Source organism: Pseudomonas sp. KK18 (genome assembly GCF_037094675.1).
Lineage (GTDB): Bacteria > Pseudomonadota > Gammaproteobacteria > Pseudomonadales > Pseudomonadaceae > Aquipseudomonas.
Genome location: NZ_CP146605.1, coordinates 3,532,966 through 3,550,514, shown reverse-complemented (window position 1 = coordinate 3,550,514; position 17,549 = coordinate 3,532,966). Strand labels below are relative to the sequence as shown.

The following is a 17,549-nucleotide window of genomic DNA, read 5'->3' as shown; positions in this document are numbered from 1 at the left end:
AGAGACTCCTCAGAGATTGCGTGAAATGACCATGCGTTGAATATCGCTGGTGCCTTCGTAAATCTGGCAGACCCGCACATCGCGGTAGATCCGCTCCAGGGGAAAGTCGCTCAGGTAACCGTAACCGCCGAGGGTTTGCAAGGCTGCCGAGCAGACCTTTTCGGCCATTTCCGAAGCAAACAGCTTGGCCATGGACGCTTCCACCAGCGCCGGCTTGCCGCTGTCACGCAGGGCGGCGGCGTAATGCACCATCTGCCGCGCCACGGCGATTTGCGTCGCCATGTCCGCCAGGCGGAAGGCCACGGCCTGGTGCTCGATGATCGGCTTGCCAAAGCTTTCCCGCTCGCGGGCGTAGTCCCGGGCCGCCTCAAACGCCGCCCGTGCCATGCCTACCGCTTGCGAAGCAATGCCGACACGCCCGCCTTCGAGGTTGGCCAGGGCGATCCGGTAGCCTTCGCCCTCCTCGCCCAAACGATTGGCCACCGGCACCTTCACATCCTCAAACAGGATCTGGCAGGTGTCGGAAGCATGCTGGCCGAGCTTGTCCTCGACCCGCGCGACGCTGTAGCCCGGCGAGTCGGTGGGCACGATAAAGGCGCTGATGCCGCGTTTGCCGGCAGCCGGATCGGTGACTGCAAACACAATCACGATCCCGGCGTTTTGCCCGGAGGTGATGAACTGCTTGCAGCCATTCAAGACGTAGTGATCGCCCTCCAGCCGGGCACGGGTTTTCAGGCCGCTGGCGTCGGAACCGGCCTGGGGCTCGGTCAAGGCAAACGCACCGAGCATCGCACCACTGGCCAGGGGCTTGAGGAACTGCTCGCGCTGTTGATCATTGCCGAACTTGAGGATCGGCACGCAGCCCACGGAGTTGTGCACGCTCATGATGGTCGAGCAGGCGCCGTCCCCGGCAGCGATCTCTTCCAGGGCCATGGCGTAGGCCAGGTAGCCGGTATCACAGCCGCCCCATTGCTCCGGGACCAGCATGCCGAAAAAGCCCAGCTCGGCCATTTCACCAATGGCTTCCTTGGGAAAGCGATGCTCGCGGTCCCACTCGGCAGCGAACGGTTTAAGGCGTTCCTGGGCAAATTGCCGGGCGGCTTCGCTGATTTGCAGTTGTTCGTCATTCGGTAGCATAGGTGTTCCTTAGTACAGGCATTCAACGGCCATGGCCGTGGCTTCACCGCCGCCGATGCAGATCGCTGCAACGCCGCGCTTGAGGCCTTTCTGGCGCAGGGCCGAAAGCAGGGTCACCAGGATCCGCGCGCCGGACGCGCCAATCGGATGGCCCAGGGCACAGGCACCGCCGTGGATGTTGACCTTGCTGTGGGGAATCTCCAGCTTGCTCATGGTCACCAGGCTGACCACGGCAAAGGCTTCGTTGATTTCAAACAGGTCGACTTCGTCGAGGTTCCAGCCGGTCTTGCTCATCAGCTTGCGGATCGCCCCCACCGGCGCTACCGGGAACAGGCCAGGCTCATCGGCAAACGCCGCGTGGCCATGGATCACCGCCAGAGGCTTGAGCCCGCGCTTGTGCGCTTCGGACTGGCGCATCAGCAGCAGCGCCGCCGCACCGTCGGAAATCGAACTGGAGTTGGCTGCCGTCACCGTGCCGCCTTCACGGAAGGCCGGCTTCAGGGTGGCGATCTTGTCCAGCTTGGCTTTCGGCGGCTGTTCGTCGTGGATGATGGTTTTCTGTTCCTTGCCCACGGTGACCTGCACCGGGACGATTTCGGCGATGAAGTTGCCGTCGGTGATCGCCTGTTGCGCACGGGTCAGGGACGCAATCGCGAACGCGTCCTGGGCCTCGCGGGAAAAGCCGTTGTGCTCGGCGCAGTCCTCGGCAAAGGTGCCCATCAGGCGGCCCTTGTCGTAGGCGTCTTCAAGGCCGTCGAGGAACATGTGGTCGAGCACCCGGCCGTGGCCCATGCGATAGCCGCTGCGGGCACGGTCCAGCAGGTACGGCGCGTTGGACATGCTTTCCATGCCACCGGCGATGACCACCTCCACGCTGCCTGCCAGCAACGCGTCATGGGCCAGGATCGTGGCTTCCATGCCCGAGCCGCACATCTTGTTGAGGGTGGTGCAGCGCGTGGACTTGTCCAGGCCAGCACCCAGCGCCGCCTGGCGTGCCGGCGCCTGGCCGAGGCCGGCGGGCAGCACGCAACCGAACAGCACTTCATCCACGGCATCGGAAGCGATACCGGCGCGTTCGACCGCTGCACGAATCGCCGCAGCGCCCAGTTGCGGAGCGGTGAGGCCTTTGAGATCGCCCTGGAACCCGCCCATCGGGGTGCGTACCGCGCTGACAATAACGATTGGATCAGTCATGAAAATCTCCTTATTTGGCTGCCATGCGCAAGGCCCCGTCGAGACGGATCACCTCGCCGTTGAGCATGCTGTTTTCAATGATATGCCGCACCAGCGCGGCGTACTCGCCCGGTTTGCCCAGGCGCGGCGGGAATGGCACGCCGGCGGCGAGGGATTCGCGCACTTGCGGCGTCATGCCCGCCATCATCGGAGTTTCGAAAATACCGGGGGCGATGGTCATCACCCGAATCCCGTAGCGCGCCAGTTCGCGGGCCGCCGGCAGGGTCAGGCTGGCAATCGCGCCCTTGGAAGCGGCATAGGCCGCCTGGCCGATCTGGCCGTCAAACGCTGCCACTGAAGCGGTATTGATGATCACACCGCGCTCGCCATCGGCATTCGCCTCGGTTTCAGCGATAGCCGCTGCAGCCAGGCGCAGCAGGTTGAAACTGCCGATCAGGTTGACGTTGATCACCTGGGCGAAGTTGGCCAGCACGTGCGGGCCATTTTTGCCGAGGATTTTCTCGCCCCGCACCACACCGGCACAGTTGACCAACCCATGCAAACCGCCAAAGGCGGCGACGGTGGCCTGTACCGCCGCTTCGGCAGCGGCTTCCTGGCTGATATCGGCGACTACGCTGCGGGCCTGCGCGCCGAGCTTTTGCGCCTGGGTGGCCACTGCGTCGGCGTTCAGGTCCACCAGCATCACCTTGGCACCGGCCGCCACGAGCATCTCGGCGGTTGCCGCGCCGAGGCCTGAAGCGCCACCGCTGACCAGAAAAACCTTGTTCTCAATCTGCATCATTGTTTCCTTGAAGAATGGGTCACGCCGTGGCCGCCTGGGCCTTGGCAATTTCCTGATTACGCAAAATGAAGCGTTGCAGCTTGCCGCTCGGGGTCTTGGGCAGCTCGCTGACAAATTCGATTTCCCGCGGGTACGAGTGAGCGGCCAGGCGCTTGCGCACGTGCTGGCGCAGCTCTTCGGCCAGGGCCGGCTCGGCGCGGTACTGCTCGCTGAGCACCACAAACGCCTTGACGATCTCGGTGCGTTCCGGACATGGCTTGCCCACTACGGCGGCCTCCACCACGGCCGGATGCTCGATCAAGGCGCTCTCTACGTCGAACGGCCCCACGCGATAGCCGGAGGTGGTGATCACATCGTCGCTGCGCCCGACAAAGCTGATGCTGCCATCGGGGTTCAGCTCCACCGTATCGCCGCTGAGGTAGTACTTGCCGACGAAGGCCTTGGTCTTGACGCCGTCATAACCGGCAAACCAGCACATCGGCGATTGCTCGCGGTCGATGGCGAGGATGCCCGGTTGGCCGGCGGGCAACTCCTGATGGTTGTCGTCCAGCACCACGATGCGATGGCCCGGCGAGGCAAAGCCCGCGGAGCCGACGTGCACCGGATGCTCCAGGCCATGGTGATTGCACAGCACCATGCCCAACTCGGTCTGGCCGTAGTGGTCGTGGATGGTCACGCCGAGGTTATCGGCGAACCAGCGGATCACTTCCGGGTTAAGCGGCTCGCCGGCACTGCTGACAATACGCAGCTTGCCCTTGATCGACTTGGCGAACTGCTCGCCCCCGGCAATCAGCAGGCGATAGGCCGTGGGAGAACCGGTGAGGTTGGTAATCCCGTATTTGTTGATGACACGGCATGTGCTTTCGAGGGTGAACGGGCCATCGTAGAAGGTGATCGGGTGGCCCATGGACAAGGGGCCGGTCACGCCGAAATAGATGCCGTAGGCCCAGCCCGGGTCGGCGACGTTCCAGAATGCGTCTTCGGGGCGCAGGTCGACGGCGTCGCGGGTGTAGCTCTGGAACGCAACGATTGCCTTGAGCGGCACGGCCAGGGCTTTCGACGGGCCGGTGGTGCCTGAGGTGAACATCAGCAGGAACGGGTCGTCGGCGGCCAGCAATACGGGTTCGCAGAGGTTGGAATAGTTGGGTAACTCGGCCCAGAAGCTGAAATCGCCGCGCACGATGCCTTCGCCGTTGGGGCCGGCGACGGTGACGATGGTCGGGCAGTCGGCCACTTCCGTCAGTTTGGGACGGTTTACTGCATCGGTCACCACCAGCGCGGCGCCGGAGCTGTTCAGGCGGTGTTCGATGGCCTTGGGGCCGAAGGCGGTGAACAGCGGCTGATAGACCGCGCCGATGCGCCAGGTGGCGAGGACGACCACCAGCAGCTCGGCGGTGCGTGGCAGGAGGCCTGCTACCTTGTCGCCGCGATTGACGCCCTGGGCCAGGAGGAAGTTGGCGAAGCGTGCGGCCTGGTCTTGCAGTTGGGTGAAGGTGGACGTGGCGCTGCGGCCGTCCTTGCCCTCCCAGAACAGTGCGATGCGGCCAGGTAATGCGTGGCGGTCGCAGCATTCGACGCAGGCGTTGAGGGCCTGCAGGTTGCCCGACAAGGCAGCGTCGACGGTGTGTTGGTAGTTGAACTGGGTGGTGGCAGCCGAGTAATCACGCATCGCTTCAAATCCCTGTGTGTTTTTTATTTTCAGGATGGGTACGTAGACCGGTGAAATAGTCGCTCTAGAGCGGTGGGTGGGCAATGGTCAAAGCTTTCAACTTGGTTGACTGGTTTGGCCAATGGGGGGCGCTGTTTGGTGTGTGTGTATATTCGTTTTTTGGGTGATGGCTTGTATTGGTTCCGCTCTTACAGCGGCTCACTTTTGAACAGCGCAAAAGTAAGCAAAACGCTCTTGCCCCACCACTCGGCACCTCGCCTAGGCTCGGTGTGCCCTCACTCCGGCTTTGGACCGTGGGCCGCCGTCATGGGCCATCCTTGGCCCAGGACGGCTAACCCGGCGTCCTGCCGGGTTACCCACGCTCCAAAGCCTGCGTTCGGCCAGCGTGGTTTAACGGGGCGCCTAAGATCAAGATCAAGATCAAAAGCAAGAGCACAGCGGCCTCCCGGCCGGCTTGAGTGTTTAGAAGCCAAATCAAAAGCTAAAGCGGGCACGGTCCAAATGTGGGAGCGGGCTTGCTCGCGAAGGTCGTTAACGATGACGCTGGCATTCTGGATGAACGCGGCGCCCTCAGGTTTTTCGCGAGCAAGCCCGCTCCCACAGAAAAGCAGATCTGCTTTCGCTCTGGTCACCGAAAAAACGGATATGTACCCAATCCCGATAGACCCCACCAATCACCCAGTCAGCCCAAGCAATTGGACGCAACGCAAACATGCTTCTAACCTGACAGCCTGCGCCACCCAAGAAGCTCGCCCATGATCGTCCGTCCCAAACCCAACCTGCTCGGCATCCTGTTCTCCCTCAAGGGCTCGATCGCCAAACGCATTGCGCTGCGCAGCCTGCTGGTCACCCTCCTGGCCTCAGTCATCGTGCTGGTAGAAACCCTGCACCCGGCCTACTTTTCCAAGGTCAACGCCACACCCTTCACACTGCTGGGGCTGTCACTGTCCATCTTCATGAGCTTTCGCAACAACGCCTGCTACGACCGCTGGTGGGAAGGCCGCAAACAACTGGGCCAGATGATCATCGAGATCCGCTCACTGGTCCGCGAAACCCAGGTCCTCAACCCTGCCGAACGCAAACACGTCCTGCGCAGCCTGTGCGGTTTCGCCCATGGCCTGATCGCCCGCCTGCGCCTGGAAGACGAAAGCCAGGCGATCAAACCGTGGGCCAACCCAGAACCCGGCCACCCGAACCTGCCCGACAGCATCCTGCAAGACCTCGGCGCCCGCTGCTCGAACCTCGCCGAACAGGGCCACATCAGCGACTGGCGCTACACCCAACTGGAAACCCGGCTGTACGGCCTGAGCCAGGTCCAGGCCTCCTGTGAGCGGATCAAACACACCCCGCTGCCCTTCCCCTACACCTTGCTGCTGCACCGCACCATCTACCTGTTCTGCATCCTGCTGCCCTTCGCCATGGCCGAGCCGCTGGGCTGGCTGACCCCGGTGTTCACCGCCATCGTCAGCTACACCTTCTTCGGCCTGGACGAAATCGGCGACGACCTCGAAGACCCGTTCGGCTTCGACGAAAACGACCTGCCCTGCAACGCCATCGTGCGCACCCTGGAGCGCGAGATTCTCGCCGCCCTCGGCGAAACCACGCTGCCGCCGGCCCTTGAGCCGATTGAGTTCGTGCTGACGTGATGCGGGTTTGACACTCGCGATAACCTGACCGAAGCTGATGGCTTTGCACTAGCTGCCCAGCTTTCGGACGCCTGCATGTCAAAGTCACGCCGTTACTCCATCGTCGGCCTGTGCGCCCTGTTGTTTATTGTGCTGATCACCTGGTATTTCACCCGCACCACGCCGGTGGTCGTGCCCCCGGCCATCGCCCATGGTTACGCCAAGGCCTTGAAGCAGGCGCATAACGGTGAACCCGGCGCCGCCCGTGTGCTGTATCAACAGTTGGGCCGCCCGGACCTCTCCGATGTGCGCCGCGCCGCCCTGCATGCCGAACTGCCCAACTACCCCAGCCCCCAGGCCCTTAAGCTGGCGGACAAGGACCTGGCCAACGACGCGCCAATGGTGCGCGAGGCGGCGATTCACAGCATTGTCGGCCTGGTGCCCAGCGGCCAGCGCACGCTGTTGCTCGGGCCACTGCTGGATGACCCCGAGCAAAGCGTCAGGTTTGCCGCGGCCAATGCCTTGCTCGGGCTGTCCCCGGATACCCTGGGCCTGTACTTCGGCCCGTTGCAGCAAGTGCTCGACGAATACGTAAAGCTGCTCAAGGGCCAACCCGAAAGCCCCGAAGGCTGGATCCAGCTGGCACGCCTGTACATTCACAGCGCGCTGCTGCCCGACGCACAAAACGCCCTGGAGCAGGCGATGCGCCTGCAACCGGACAACCTGCAAGCCGTGGTCGCGCAAATTGAACTGCTGGACAAACAGGGCAAGGTCGACGAGTCCCGCCAACTCCTGGCCAAACAGTTGCAGGCCCACCCCGATTCGGCCTACCTGCAACATGCCCTGGGCATGTGGCTGCTGCACCATGGCGAGCGCGCCTTTGCCCTGCTCAGCCTGTCCCGGGCGGTGGAGCTCGAACCGAACAACCAGGATTACCGCTACGACCTGGCCACCACCCTGCACGCCCAGCAGGAACTGGAGGCCGCCCAGCGCCAGCTGGAAGAAATCATCCAGCGCAACCCGGCCAATCGCAAAGCCAGGGTGCTGCTGGTCAATTACTGGAAGGAAACCGGCCAGTTGCAGAATGTGCAGGTGCTGCTGGCACAGCTTGAACAGCAGAATCCGGACGACCCGGCGCTGCAACAGGGCCTGTAAAAGCGGTATTTGATACAAAACGTTGAACCGCCACACGGCGCCAAGGTCAAGTAAATATGGCGCGCCCCAGACGGCGCTGCCGACTACTTATTTGTGACCCGAGGGCACTTCTTGTCTACATCCAAAGAGCTGTTCACAGCAAAGGCGGCCACCGGTATTGAAGGTCTGGACGACATTCTTGCCGGAGGGCTTTCCCGCAGCCATTTGTTCCTGCTGGAAGGTGAACCCGGCACCGGTAAAACCACCGTGGCCCTGCATTTCCTCCAGGCCGGCGCAAAAAACGGCGAACGATCGCTGTACATCACCCTGTCGGAAACCGAGCGCGAGTTGCGCCAGGGTGCCAAGTCCCATGGTTGGGACCTGGACGAACACATTCACATCTTTGAACTGACTCCCCCCGAAAGCCTGCTCAACGCCGAGCACCAGCAAAGCCTCCTGTATTCCTCGGACCTTGAGCTGGGCGAAGCCACCCGGCAGATTTTCGAAGTGGTGGAACGGGTCAAGCCTACCCGCGTCGTGATCGACAGCCTTTCGGAAATCCGCCTGCTGGCGCAAAGCTCCCTGCGCTATCGCCGGCAGATCCTGGCGATCAAGCACTACTTCGTGCGCTACGACGCCACCGTGCTGCTGCTGGACGACCTGACCACCGAGTCCCTCGACAAGACCGTACACAGCGTGGCCCACGGTGTGATTCGCCTGGAAGAACTGACCCCCAACTACGGCGCCGAGCGCCGCCGCGTGCGGATCGTGAAGTACCGTGGCCAGAAATACCGCGGCGGTTTTCACGACTTCACCATCATGGAAGACGGCGTACATGTGTTCCCGCGCCTGGTGGCAGCCGAGCACCGTGGCGGCTACAACCGCCAGACCCTCACCAGCGGCATCCGCGAGATGGACGCCCTGTTGGGCGGCGGGATCGAGACCGGTTCCAGCACCTTGATCCTGGGCCCGGCCGGTACCGGCAAATCGCTGATCTCGATGATCTTTGCCGCGGCAGCCGTCTCCCGGGGCGAAAAAGCCGCGCTGTTCATTTTTGACGAAGAGCTGGGCCTGCTGTTCGAGCGCATGAAGAACATGGGCATCGACCTGGAGGCCCTGCAAGCCACCGGCAACCTGCTGATCGAACAGGTAGACGCCGCCGAGTTGTCCCCCGGCGAGTTCTCCCATCGGGTGCGCCGCTGTGTGGACGAACGCGGGATCAAGACCGTGGTGATCGACAGCGTCAATGGCTATCAGGCCGCGATGCCGGAAGAGAACGCGTTGATCCTGCACATGCACGAACTGCTGCTGTACCTCAACCGCCGTGGCGCTGCGACCTTCATGACCGTCGCCCAGCACGGGCTGGTGGGGGACATGCAGGCGCCGGTGGACATTACCTATCTGGCCGACACCGTGATCCTGCTGCGTTACTTCGAAGCCCTGGGCAAGGTGCGGCGTGCGATTTCGATCATCAAGAAACGCACCGGCAGCCACGAATCGACCATTCGCGAATACCGCATCGGCAGTCGTGGCATGACCATCGGCGAACCGCTTGATGCGTTCCAGGGTGTATTGCGCGGCGTACCGACCTACATGGGCACCGACAACCCGCTGCTCAAGGATGAAAGTTCATGAGTGGCCTGCCGGCCATTTTCGAACGGGCGATCATTCTGGCGCCCCTGGGTCGCGACAGCTCCCTGGCGTTGATGATGCTCAATGAGGCTGGTTTCAACGGCATCATCGCCAGCCATTTGCAGATGCTCTGCGAGGAGCTGGAGCACGGTGCCGGCTTGCTGGTCATTGCTGCCGAAGCCCTGCGCGGTATCGACCTGGAACCCCTGCTCACGCACCTGCATCAACAACCGGCGTGGTCAGACCTGCCGATTGTGCTGATGACGCACCACGGCGGCAGCGAACAGAATGGCTCGTCGCACCTGAGCACCTTGCTGGGCAACGTGACGTTCCTGGAGCGCCCGTTCCACCCGATCACCCTGATCAGCCTCGTGACCACGGCGCTGCGCGGACGTCGTCGGCAATACGAGGCCCGCGACCGGCTGATCGACCTGAGCCAGAGCGAACAGCGCCTGCAAAGCACCCTGGAAACCCTTGAGCAACAGGTGGAAGAACGCACGGCGCAGCTGCGCAATAACGAAGAAGCGTTGCGCCAGTCACAGAAAATGGAAGCCGTCGGCCAATTGACCGGCGGCATCGCCCATGACTTCAACAACATGCTGACCGGCATCATCGGCAGCCTGGAACTGCTGCGCAGGCGCGTGGCTCGGGGCCGCACCGAAGACCTCGACAGCCTGATCGACCTGGGTGTCACTTCAGCCAACCGCGCGGCCGCCCTGACCCACCGCTTGCTGGCGTTTTCCCGTCGCCAGTCGCTGGATTCAAAACCGGTACAGATCAATCAATTGGTGAGTTCGATGGGTGAGCTGCTGCAACGCAGCCTGAATGAAAGTATTGCCCTGGATATCCGCCTGACCGAGCAACTCTGGACCGCCGAAGCCGACCCCAACCAGCTGGAAAGCGCCCTGCTCAACCTCGCCATCAATGCCCGGGATGCGATGCCCAACGGCGGCAAACTGGTGGTGGAAACCACCAACCGCCACTTGGACAGTGTGTTTACCGCAGCCTACGGCACCCTCACCCCTGGCGACTATGTGGAACTGAGCGTCAGCGACACCGGCTGCGGCATGCCCGAGAGCGTGATCAGCCGTGCATTTGACCCGTTCTTCACCACCAAACCCATCGGCCAGGGCACCGGGCTGGGGTTGTCGATGATCTACGGGTTTGCGCGCCAATCCCACGGGCATGTGTCGATCCACAGTGTGGTGGGCCAAGGCACCACCGTCAGCCTGTTCCTGCCGAGGTATGTCGGCGAGGTCATTGCAGATGAACCGCTCAACCCGGCATTGCTGCCGTTCGCCAATGCCGGCGAGACCGTGCTGATCGTCGAGGACGACCCGGCCGTGCGGGTGCTGGTCAGCGCCGTGCTGAGTGAACTGGGCTATGCCTTCGTCGAAGCCGGTGATGCCGACAGTGCCATGCCGATCATCGAGTCCAGCCAGCGCATTGACCTGCTGATCAGCGACGTTGGCCTGCCCGGCATGAACGGCCGGCAACTGGCGGAGATCGGCCGGCAGGTGCGGCCCGAGTTGAAGGTGTTGTTTATTACCGGCTATGCAGAGCATGCGGCTGTACGGGGCGGTTTTCTGGACCCGGGCATGCAGATGATCACCAAGCCGTTCACCTTTGATCTGTTGACGGCAAAGGTGAGGGAGATGATCAAGGCTTGAAGAGGGAGTGTGCTCCCTCTTCTCAAGACGTTAAGCCAACAGCCGCTGGATATGTTCCTGCAACGTATCCAGGTCAAACGGTTTGGCCAGGATCGGCGCATTGCGCGTGATCGGGCTGTTGCAGTCGAGAATCTCCTGCGGGTAACCGCTGATGAAGATCACTTTCAATTCCGGTCGCAGCTTGATCGCAGGCTCGGCGATCTGCACCCCGGAAATGCCGCCAGGCAGGCGGTAGTCGGTCACCATCAGGTCCAGGTGCGGCTTGGTGGCCAGGATTTCAAACGCCTGCTCACCGTCAATCGCCTTCAACACCCGATACCCCAGGCCCGCCAGGTACTCGCCCAACACAAACATAATCGATTCGTCATCTTCGACGATCAGTACAACATCTTGTGCATCTTCACTCATGGGAAGCCTTTGTCCGGTCAATTGCTGCTGATACGACCATGGGGTCACGCAGAGGTTGCGTCGGATTTGCGATTGATTTCATGCCCCGGCCTCCAGGGGCAGGCAGACACGGAACAGCGCGCCCTCGCCTATCCGACTTTCCACTTCAATGGTCCCGCCGTGGGCCGCGATAATCTGCTCGGAGATAAACAACCCCAGGCCCAGACCCGCCACGGCATGGTTGGCCGACACGCGCTCGAACTGCTGGAAAATACGCTTCTGGTTGTCTTCGCTGATGCCGATCCCGTGGTCACGTACTTCTACCCGTGCTTCGCCATGCTCGGCGTACACCCGCACTTCCACCGGGCTCTTGGCCCCGTAGCGCAAGGCGTTGGTCAACAGGTTGGACACCACCTGTTCGATACGGAATTCATCCCAGTTGCCCACCACCGGCCCTTCCTGGACCCAGGCCACCGAAGACTCCGCCGCCGCCACCTGCGGCGCAAAATTTTCCAGCAGGTTGTGCACCAGTTGCGTGAGGTCAAAGCGACCGGGGCGAATTGACAGCTTGCCCGTGCGAATGCGCGACACGTCGAGCATGTCTTCGATCAGGCGAATCAGGCTCTGGATCTGCCGCTCATCGCGGTCGACCATGGCGTGCATCTTGTCCAGGGTAAACGCCGCGGCGTTGTCCCGGGCAAGGTGCATCTTGCGCAGCTGGGTTTCCAGGATCAGCCCGTTGAGGGGCGTGCGCACTTCGTGGGCGACGATCGACATGAAGTCATCGCGCATGCGCACGGCCTGCTCCAGTTCGGCCTGGGTGGCCTGCAAGCGCGTGAGCAAGGCTTCCTGCTCGCGCCGGCTTTGCTCCAGGGCTTCAACCTGCTGCTTCATCGCCTTGCTCTGGCGGTACAGGTCAACGAATACGTTGACCTTGCTCTTGACCGCGTGGATATCCAGCGGCTTGTGCAGGAAATCCACGGCGCCGCTTTCGTAGCCCTTGAACGCATAGTTGAGCTCACGGCCGGCAGCGCTGACAAACACGATGGGAATGTTCTTGGTCTTTTCGGTGCCGCGCATCAGCTCGGCCAGCTCGAAGCCGTTCATGCCCGGCATCTGCACGTCGAGAATGGCCATGGCGAACTCGTGCTCCAGCAGCAACGACAAGGCCTCGTCGGCGCTCAATGCCTTATAGACCTGGCGGTCCTCGCGCTTGATCAGCGCTTCAAGGGCCAGCAGGTTTTCCGGCAGATCGTCGACGATCAGCAGTTTGGCCTGGACAGTACTTAACATGGGGAGGATTCCAGGGAAGCCAGCAAGGTGCCGATGCGGCTCAAGGTGAGGATATGGTCAGGTTCATGCAGCGCCAGGGCGGCCCGGGGCATCACGGCGACGCGGGCCTCCAAAGGGTCCTGCACCACCGTGGTACCGCCGCTCTGCTTGACGTGGGCCAGGCCCCGGGCGCCGTCCTGGTTGGCCCCCGTCAGCAAAATCGCCAGCAACCCCTTGCCGTAGACATCGGCGGCTGAATCAAACAGGTAGTCGATTGCCGGGCGGGAATGGTGCACGCGGTCCTCCTGGCTCAGTGACAGGCTGCGGTCGTGCTCCACCGACAGGTGATAACCGGGGCCGGCAAAATACAGGGTGCCAGGCTGGAGCACTTCCTTGTCGCGGGCCTCCACCACCTTCATCGATACGCGTCGGTCAAACACTTCCGCCAACTGGCTGCGGCGCTCGTCCGGCAAATGCAGCACGGTAATGATCGGCAGGCCGAAGCTCGCCGGCAGCTCGCCAAAAATGCTCAGCAATGCCTCGACACCGCCCGCGGAAGCGCCGATCACAATGGCCTCGATCCCGGATACCGGGCTGGCAGTAGCTTCATTCATAATTTTCGGTAGATCCGTTCTTGCTTGACCAGGGGTTCGAACTGTTTGCTGTAGGCGGAAAAATCCAGGGTTTCCTTGCTGCCCAGCACCAGGAAGCCGCGATGACACAGCGACTCATGGAACAGTCCGAACGCCCGATCCTGCAACTTTTTATTGAAGTAAATCAATACGTTGCGACAGGAAATTAATTGAGTTTCGGAGAATACGCTGTCGGTCGCCAGGCTGTGATCGGCAAACGTCACGTTCTCCCGCAGGGTCTTGTCGAAGATCGCATGATCGTAAGCCGCCGTGTAGTAATCGGCAAACGAACGCTGGCCACCGGCCTGCTGGTAGTTGTGGGTATAGGCGCGGATGTTCTCGAGGGAAAAAATCCCCTGCTTGGCTTTTTCCAGGGACCGGGGATTGATGTCGGTGGCGTAGATGATGGTGCGTTCCAGCAGGCCTTCCTCACGCAACAGGATGGCCATGGAATACACCTCCTCCCCGGTACTGCAGCCCGCGATCCAGATCTTGATCGACGGGTAGGTCTTGAGCAGCGGCACCACTTCCTTGCGAATCGCCAGGAAGTGCGAGGGGTCGCGAAACATTTCGCTGACCGGAATCGTCAGGAACTGCAGCAACTGCATGAACGCCGTCGGGTCATGCAGCACCCGTTCCTGCAAGGCCGAGATGGTGGCGCAGTCGAACTGACGCAACGCATGAGCCACGCGGCGCTTGACCGAAGCGCCGGAGTAGTCGCGAAAGTCGTAGCTGTACTTGAGGTAAATCGCCTCAATCAACAAGCGCAGTTCGATGTCAGTGCTTCGTTCCAATTAAATCCGTTCCATCTTGGGTAGCCACACGCGAATCAATGAAAACAACCGGTCCAGGTCGATGGGCTTGGCCAGGTAATCGTTGGAGCCTGCCGCCAGGCAGCGCTCCTGATCGTCCTTCATGGCCTTGGCCGTCACCGCGATGATCGGCAGCTTGCGCCAGCGCGGGTCCTGGCGGATCAAGGCGGTGGCCTCGTACCCGTCCATCTCCGGCATCATCACGTCCATCAGTACCAGGTCGATGTCATCGACTTCATTGAGTTTCTCGATCGCCTCGCGGCCATTACGGCCGATCACGACAATCGCGCCCTTGTGCTCCAGGGCACTGGTCAGGGCGAAGATATTGCGTACATCGTCATCCACCAGCAGGATCTTGCGGCCCTCGAACACCTTGTCGCGGCTGCGGGCAGTCCTGAGCATTGTCTGGCGTTCATGGGACAACTGCGATTCGACTTTGTGCAGAAAGAGTGTCACCTCGTCCAGCAGGCGCTCGGGGGAACGCGCGCCCTTGATGATGATCGAGCGCGAATACTTGCGCAGTTCGGCCTCTTCATCGCGGGTCAGGTTGCGCCCGGTGTAGACGATCACCGGCGGGAACGAGCAGATGTCCTCGATGGACATGCGCTTGAGCAGCTCGTTGCCGAGCATGTCCGGTAGCTTGAGGTCGATGATCATGCAGTCGTAGATGTGGGTGCGCAGCAGGTCCAGGGCCTCCTGGGCGAAGCCTACGGCGGTGATCTCGATATCATCGTCGCCGATCAGGCGGGCAATGCTGTCTCGCTGAAGGTCATCGTCTTCCACCAGCAGCACACGCTTGACCTTCTGCGTCAGCTTGGCTTCCAGGCGGGCGAACACATCCTTGAGCTCTTCGCGGGTGGTCGGCTTGACTGCATAGCCCACGGCGCCCATGTGCATGGCGGCTTCGACGCGGTCCTCCACGGAAATCACGTGCACCGGGATATGGCGGGTCCCGGCATGTTCCTTGAGCCGTTGCAGCACGGTCAGGCCGGAATGGTCCGGCAGGCGCATGTCCAGCAGGATCGCGTCGGGAATGTACTGTTCCGCCAGGGCGTAGCCTTCGTCTGCGCCATGGGCCACCAGGCAGTGGTAACCCAGTTCATGGGCGAGGTCGAAGAGGATGCGGGCAAAGTTGGGCTCATCTTCCACCACCAGGATGCAACGCGTGGCGAACGGAGCCTTGTCGCGGTCATCGATAAAGCGCGGGATCTGCGCTTCGTGGGCGATCGGCATCGGCGACACCTTGATCGGCGCCGGTGCAGGCACAGGGACTACCGCGCGCGGCTGTTCCAGCGCCGGGGTGTCTTCGTCACGCTCTACATAGTGCTCGGGCACCACCAGGGTAAAGATACTGCCCTGGCCAGGTTCGCTGGTGACGCTGATATAGCCGCCCAGCAGGTTCGCCAGGTCCCGGGAAATCGACAGGCCCAGGCCGGTGCCGCCGTAACGACGGTTGGTGGTGCCATCGGCCTGGCGGAAGGCCTCGAAGATGCTTTCCTGCTGGTCCGGGGCGATGCCAATCCCCGAGTCGCGTACGGTAAAGGCGATGCCCTCCCCCGGTGCCCGGGATACCGACAGGCTGACCTCACCTTTCTCGGTGAACTTGATGGCGTTGGACAGCAGGTTCTTCAGAATCTGCTCCAGGCGCTGGCGGTCGGTGAACAGCATGTGTGGCGAGCCTTCCTGCACCTCCACCTGGAACCCGAGCTTGCGGTCGGCCGCCAGCGGCTCGAACATGCCGCGCAGCCCATCCACCAGGCGCGCAACGCTGGTGTTCTCCGGGCGCATTTCCAGCTTACCGGCTTCGACCTTGGAGATATCGAGGATGTCATTGATCAGGTTGAGCAAGTCGTTACCGGCCGAGTAGATCGACTCGGCGAACTTGACCTGTTCGGCGCTGAGGTTTTCCTGGGGGTTCTCCGCCAGCAACTTGGCCAGGATCAACGAGCTGTTCAGCGGCGTGCGCAGCTCGTGGGACATGTTGGCGAGGAATTCGGACTTGTACTTGCTGGAGCGCTGCAACTCGTCGGCACGCTCTTCCAGCTCGATCTGTACGCGGTTGAGCTGGACGTTCTTCTGGTCCATGGCATCGCGCTGCTCGGCCAGGGTCTGGGTCTGTTCGGCCAATTGTTCGTTGGTCTGTTCCAGCTCCGCCTGTTGGGTTTCCAGGTGGGCCTGGGACTCCTTGAGGATGCGCGACTGTTCTTCCAGCTCTTCGTTGGCCGTCTTGAGCTCTTCCTGCTGCACTTGCAGCTCTTCATTGAGCTGCTGGGTTTCGGCCAGCACTTCTTGCAGGCGCTGGCGATAACGCGCGGCTTCGATGGAGGTGCCGATGTTGTCGGCAATCAACTCCAGCAGTTCGACATCACGGTCATCGAGTGCACGCAGGAAACCCAGTTCGATCACCCCGTTGACCCGGCCATCATCGCTGGTCGGTACCACCAGCACGCTGCGGGTCGAACCTTCGCCGAGGCCGGAACTGACCTTGAAGTAATCCACCGGCACATCGTCCAGGCGAATCAGGCGGTCCTGCCGGGCCGATTGGCCGACGATGCCTTCGTCGTTGTAGATCGACTGTTCCTGCTGCTCCTGCTCGCGGGAGAAGCCATAGGTCGCCACGCGTGTGAGGCCGCCGTGCTCTTCACGCACGTACAACGCCGCCACCGCCGAGCCCATGTACTGGGCAAAGAACTGCAAAATGTTGCGCCCCAGCAGGTTCAGCGTCAGTTGGCCAAGGACCTGCTCGGCCAGCTCGGTCTGGCCGTTGCGCAACCAGGCTTGCTGCTCGAGGCGCTTGGCGATCCTCTGCTGCGACATCAGGTTTTCGCTGTAACTGTTTGAAAGTTCTAAAAGATTCTTTCGGCCGACATACGCCAGGAAGCCACTCAGGCCGAGCACAAACACCAGGTACAAGGTGACGCTGATGATCGTGGTGCGGGTAACGTCTTCATTGCGGGTGATGCGGAACTGTTGCTCCATCGCCACCGCCCGGTCGTACTCCTTGCGAATCTCGTCCGTCAGGCTCTTGCCACGCCCGGCTTTCACGGCGGTGCGGTAATCGCCGTTTTGCCGCTGCATGTCAATCATCGACTGGGCGTAGGTGTTCCACGCCTGTTGCAACGATTCCAGACGCTTGAGCCGGTCCACCTGCTCCGGATTGTCCGCCACCAGTGCCTGCAAGTTGCGCAAGTCGGAAATGATCCGCGGCTTGGCCACTTCGTACGGGTCGAGGAAATGCTCGTCACCGGTAATCAGGAAGCCGCGCATGCCGGTTTCCAGGTCCACGGTCAGTTTCGAGGTTTCGTTGAGATTGTTGATTACCCGGTCGGTGTGTTCGACCCACTGGATCACCGACAACAGGTAGGTGATCAGAACGACGAAAAACACCGCGCTGAGCACGCCAACGCCCAACGGCAGTGCCACGTTGCGGCCCAGCAATTTACGGAAGCTTTTCTCATCGACAGACGACGCGGGAGTCATGGGCATGCCTTGGCCAATACGGAAAAACGAGGAGTTTGCCCCAAAGTTGCGCCTGAGCGCTATTTTTCTGCTACCCGTAGCGACATGGATTACATAACCCATTGATAAATAGACGAATGGATGT

General features: G+C 61.7%; 13 protein-coding genes. 4 read left to right on the top strand and 9 right to left on the bottom strand.

Annotated elements, in window-relative coordinates; genetic code table 11:
- Positions 1-9 precede the first annotated feature (9 nt).
- From V6607_RS16235 to V6607_RS16220, 4 genes are read right to left on the bottom strand one after another with little or no spacing between them, the layout of a single operon-like run.
- Positions 10-1,137 carry an acyl-CoA dehydrogenase gene (locus V6607_RS16235; protein WP_008433455.1) on the bottom strand — a complete coding sequence of 376 codons (1,128 nt, stop codon included), beginning with the start codon at positions 1,135-1,137 and terminating at the stop codon, positions 10-12.
- 9 nt (positions 1,138-1,146) lie between these two features.
- Positions 1,147-2,331, bottom strand: coding sequence for an acetyl-CoA C-acyltransferase (locus tag V6607_RS16230; protein WP_087693007.1), 1,185 nt, complete (start codon positions 2,329-2,331; stop codon positions 1,147-1,149).
- Between the two features lie 10 nt (positions 2,332-2,341).
- Entirely contained in the window at positions 2,342-3,109 is a 768-nt protein-coding gene (locus V6607_RS16225; protein ID WP_134326620.1) for an SDR family NAD(P)-dependent oxidoreductase, read from the bottom strand.
- 22 nt (positions 3,110-3,131) lie between these two features.
- The gene (locus V6607_RS16220) at positions 3,132-4,781 is read right to left on the bottom strand and encodes an AMP-binding protein (protein WP_134326619.1); all 1,650 of its coding nucleotides are present in this window, start codon (positions 4,779-4,781) and stop codon (positions 3,132-3,134) included.
- Between the two features lie 755 nt (positions 4,782-5,536).
- Between V6607_RS16220 and V6607_RS16215 the strand changes: the two genes are divergently transcribed.
- From V6607_RS16215 to V6607_RS16200, 4 genes are all read left to right on the top strand, one after another.
- Positions 5,537-6,427 carry a bestrophin family protein gene (locus V6607_RS16215; protein WP_134326617.1) on the top strand — a complete coding sequence of 297 codons (891 nt, stop codon included), beginning with the start codon at positions 5,537-5,539 and terminating at the stop codon, positions 6,425-6,427.
- Between the two features lie 75 nt (positions 6,428-6,502).
- Entirely contained in the window at positions 6,503-7,561 is a 1,059-nt protein-coding gene (locus V6607_RS16210; RefSeq protein WP_102369052.1) for a tetratricopeptide repeat protein, read from the top strand.
- A 111-nt stretch (positions 7,562-7,672) separates the two neighbouring features.
- The gene (locus V6607_RS16205) at positions 7,673-9,175 is read left to right on the top strand and encodes an ATPase domain-containing protein (protein WP_102369051.1); all 1,503 of its coding nucleotides are present in this window, start codon (positions 7,673-7,675) and stop codon (positions 9,173-9,175) included.
- Complete coding sequence (locus V6607_RS16200) at positions 9,172-10,842, top strand: response regulator (RefSeq protein WP_008431031.1); 1,671 nt, start codon at positions 9,172-9,174, stop codon at positions 10,840-10,842. Before V6607_RS16205 ends, V6607_RS16200 begins: the two co-directional genes overlap by 4 nt.
- A 30-nt stretch (positions 10,843-10,872) precedes the next feature.
- Here the strand turns inward: V6607_RS16200 and V6607_RS16195 are convergent, their stop codons facing one another.
- The 5 genes from V6607_RS16195 to V6607_RS16175 form a co-directional block, all read right to left on the bottom strand.
- A complete protein-coding gene (locus V6607_RS16195; RefSeq protein WP_003217591.1) occupies positions 10,873-11,250 on the bottom strand; it encodes a response regulator in 378 nt (125 codons plus the stop codon).
- Between the two features lie 78 nt (positions 11,251-11,328).
- Positions 11,329-12,522 carry a hybrid sensor histidine kinase/response regulator gene (locus V6607_RS16190; RefSeq protein WP_003217587.1) on the bottom strand — a complete coding sequence of 398 codons (1,194 nt, stop codon included), beginning with the start codon at positions 12,520-12,522 and terminating at the stop codon, positions 11,329-11,331.
- Positions 12,516-13,115: a chemotaxis protein CheB gene (locus tag V6607_RS16185; protein WP_134326615.1), complete on the bottom strand. Its 600-nt coding sequence runs from the start codon at positions 13,113-13,115 to the stop codon at positions 12,516-12,518. The genes V6607_RS16190 and V6607_RS16185 overlap by 7 nt, the downstream gene beginning before the upstream one ends.
- The gene (locus V6607_RS16180; RefSeq protein WP_003217583.1) at positions 13,112-13,927 is read right to left on the bottom strand and encodes a protein-glutamate O-methyltransferase CheR; all 816 of its coding nucleotides are present in this window, start codon (positions 13,925-13,927) and stop codon (positions 13,112-13,114) included. Before V6607_RS16180 ends, V6607_RS16185 begins: the two co-directional genes overlap by 4 nt.
- A complete protein-coding gene (locus tag V6607_RS16175; protein ID WP_134326614.1) occupies positions 13,928-17,425 on the bottom strand; it encodes a response regulator in 3,498 nt (1,165 codons plus the stop codon). It lies immediately after the preceding gene.
- Positions 17,426-17,549 lie beyond the last annotated feature (124 nt).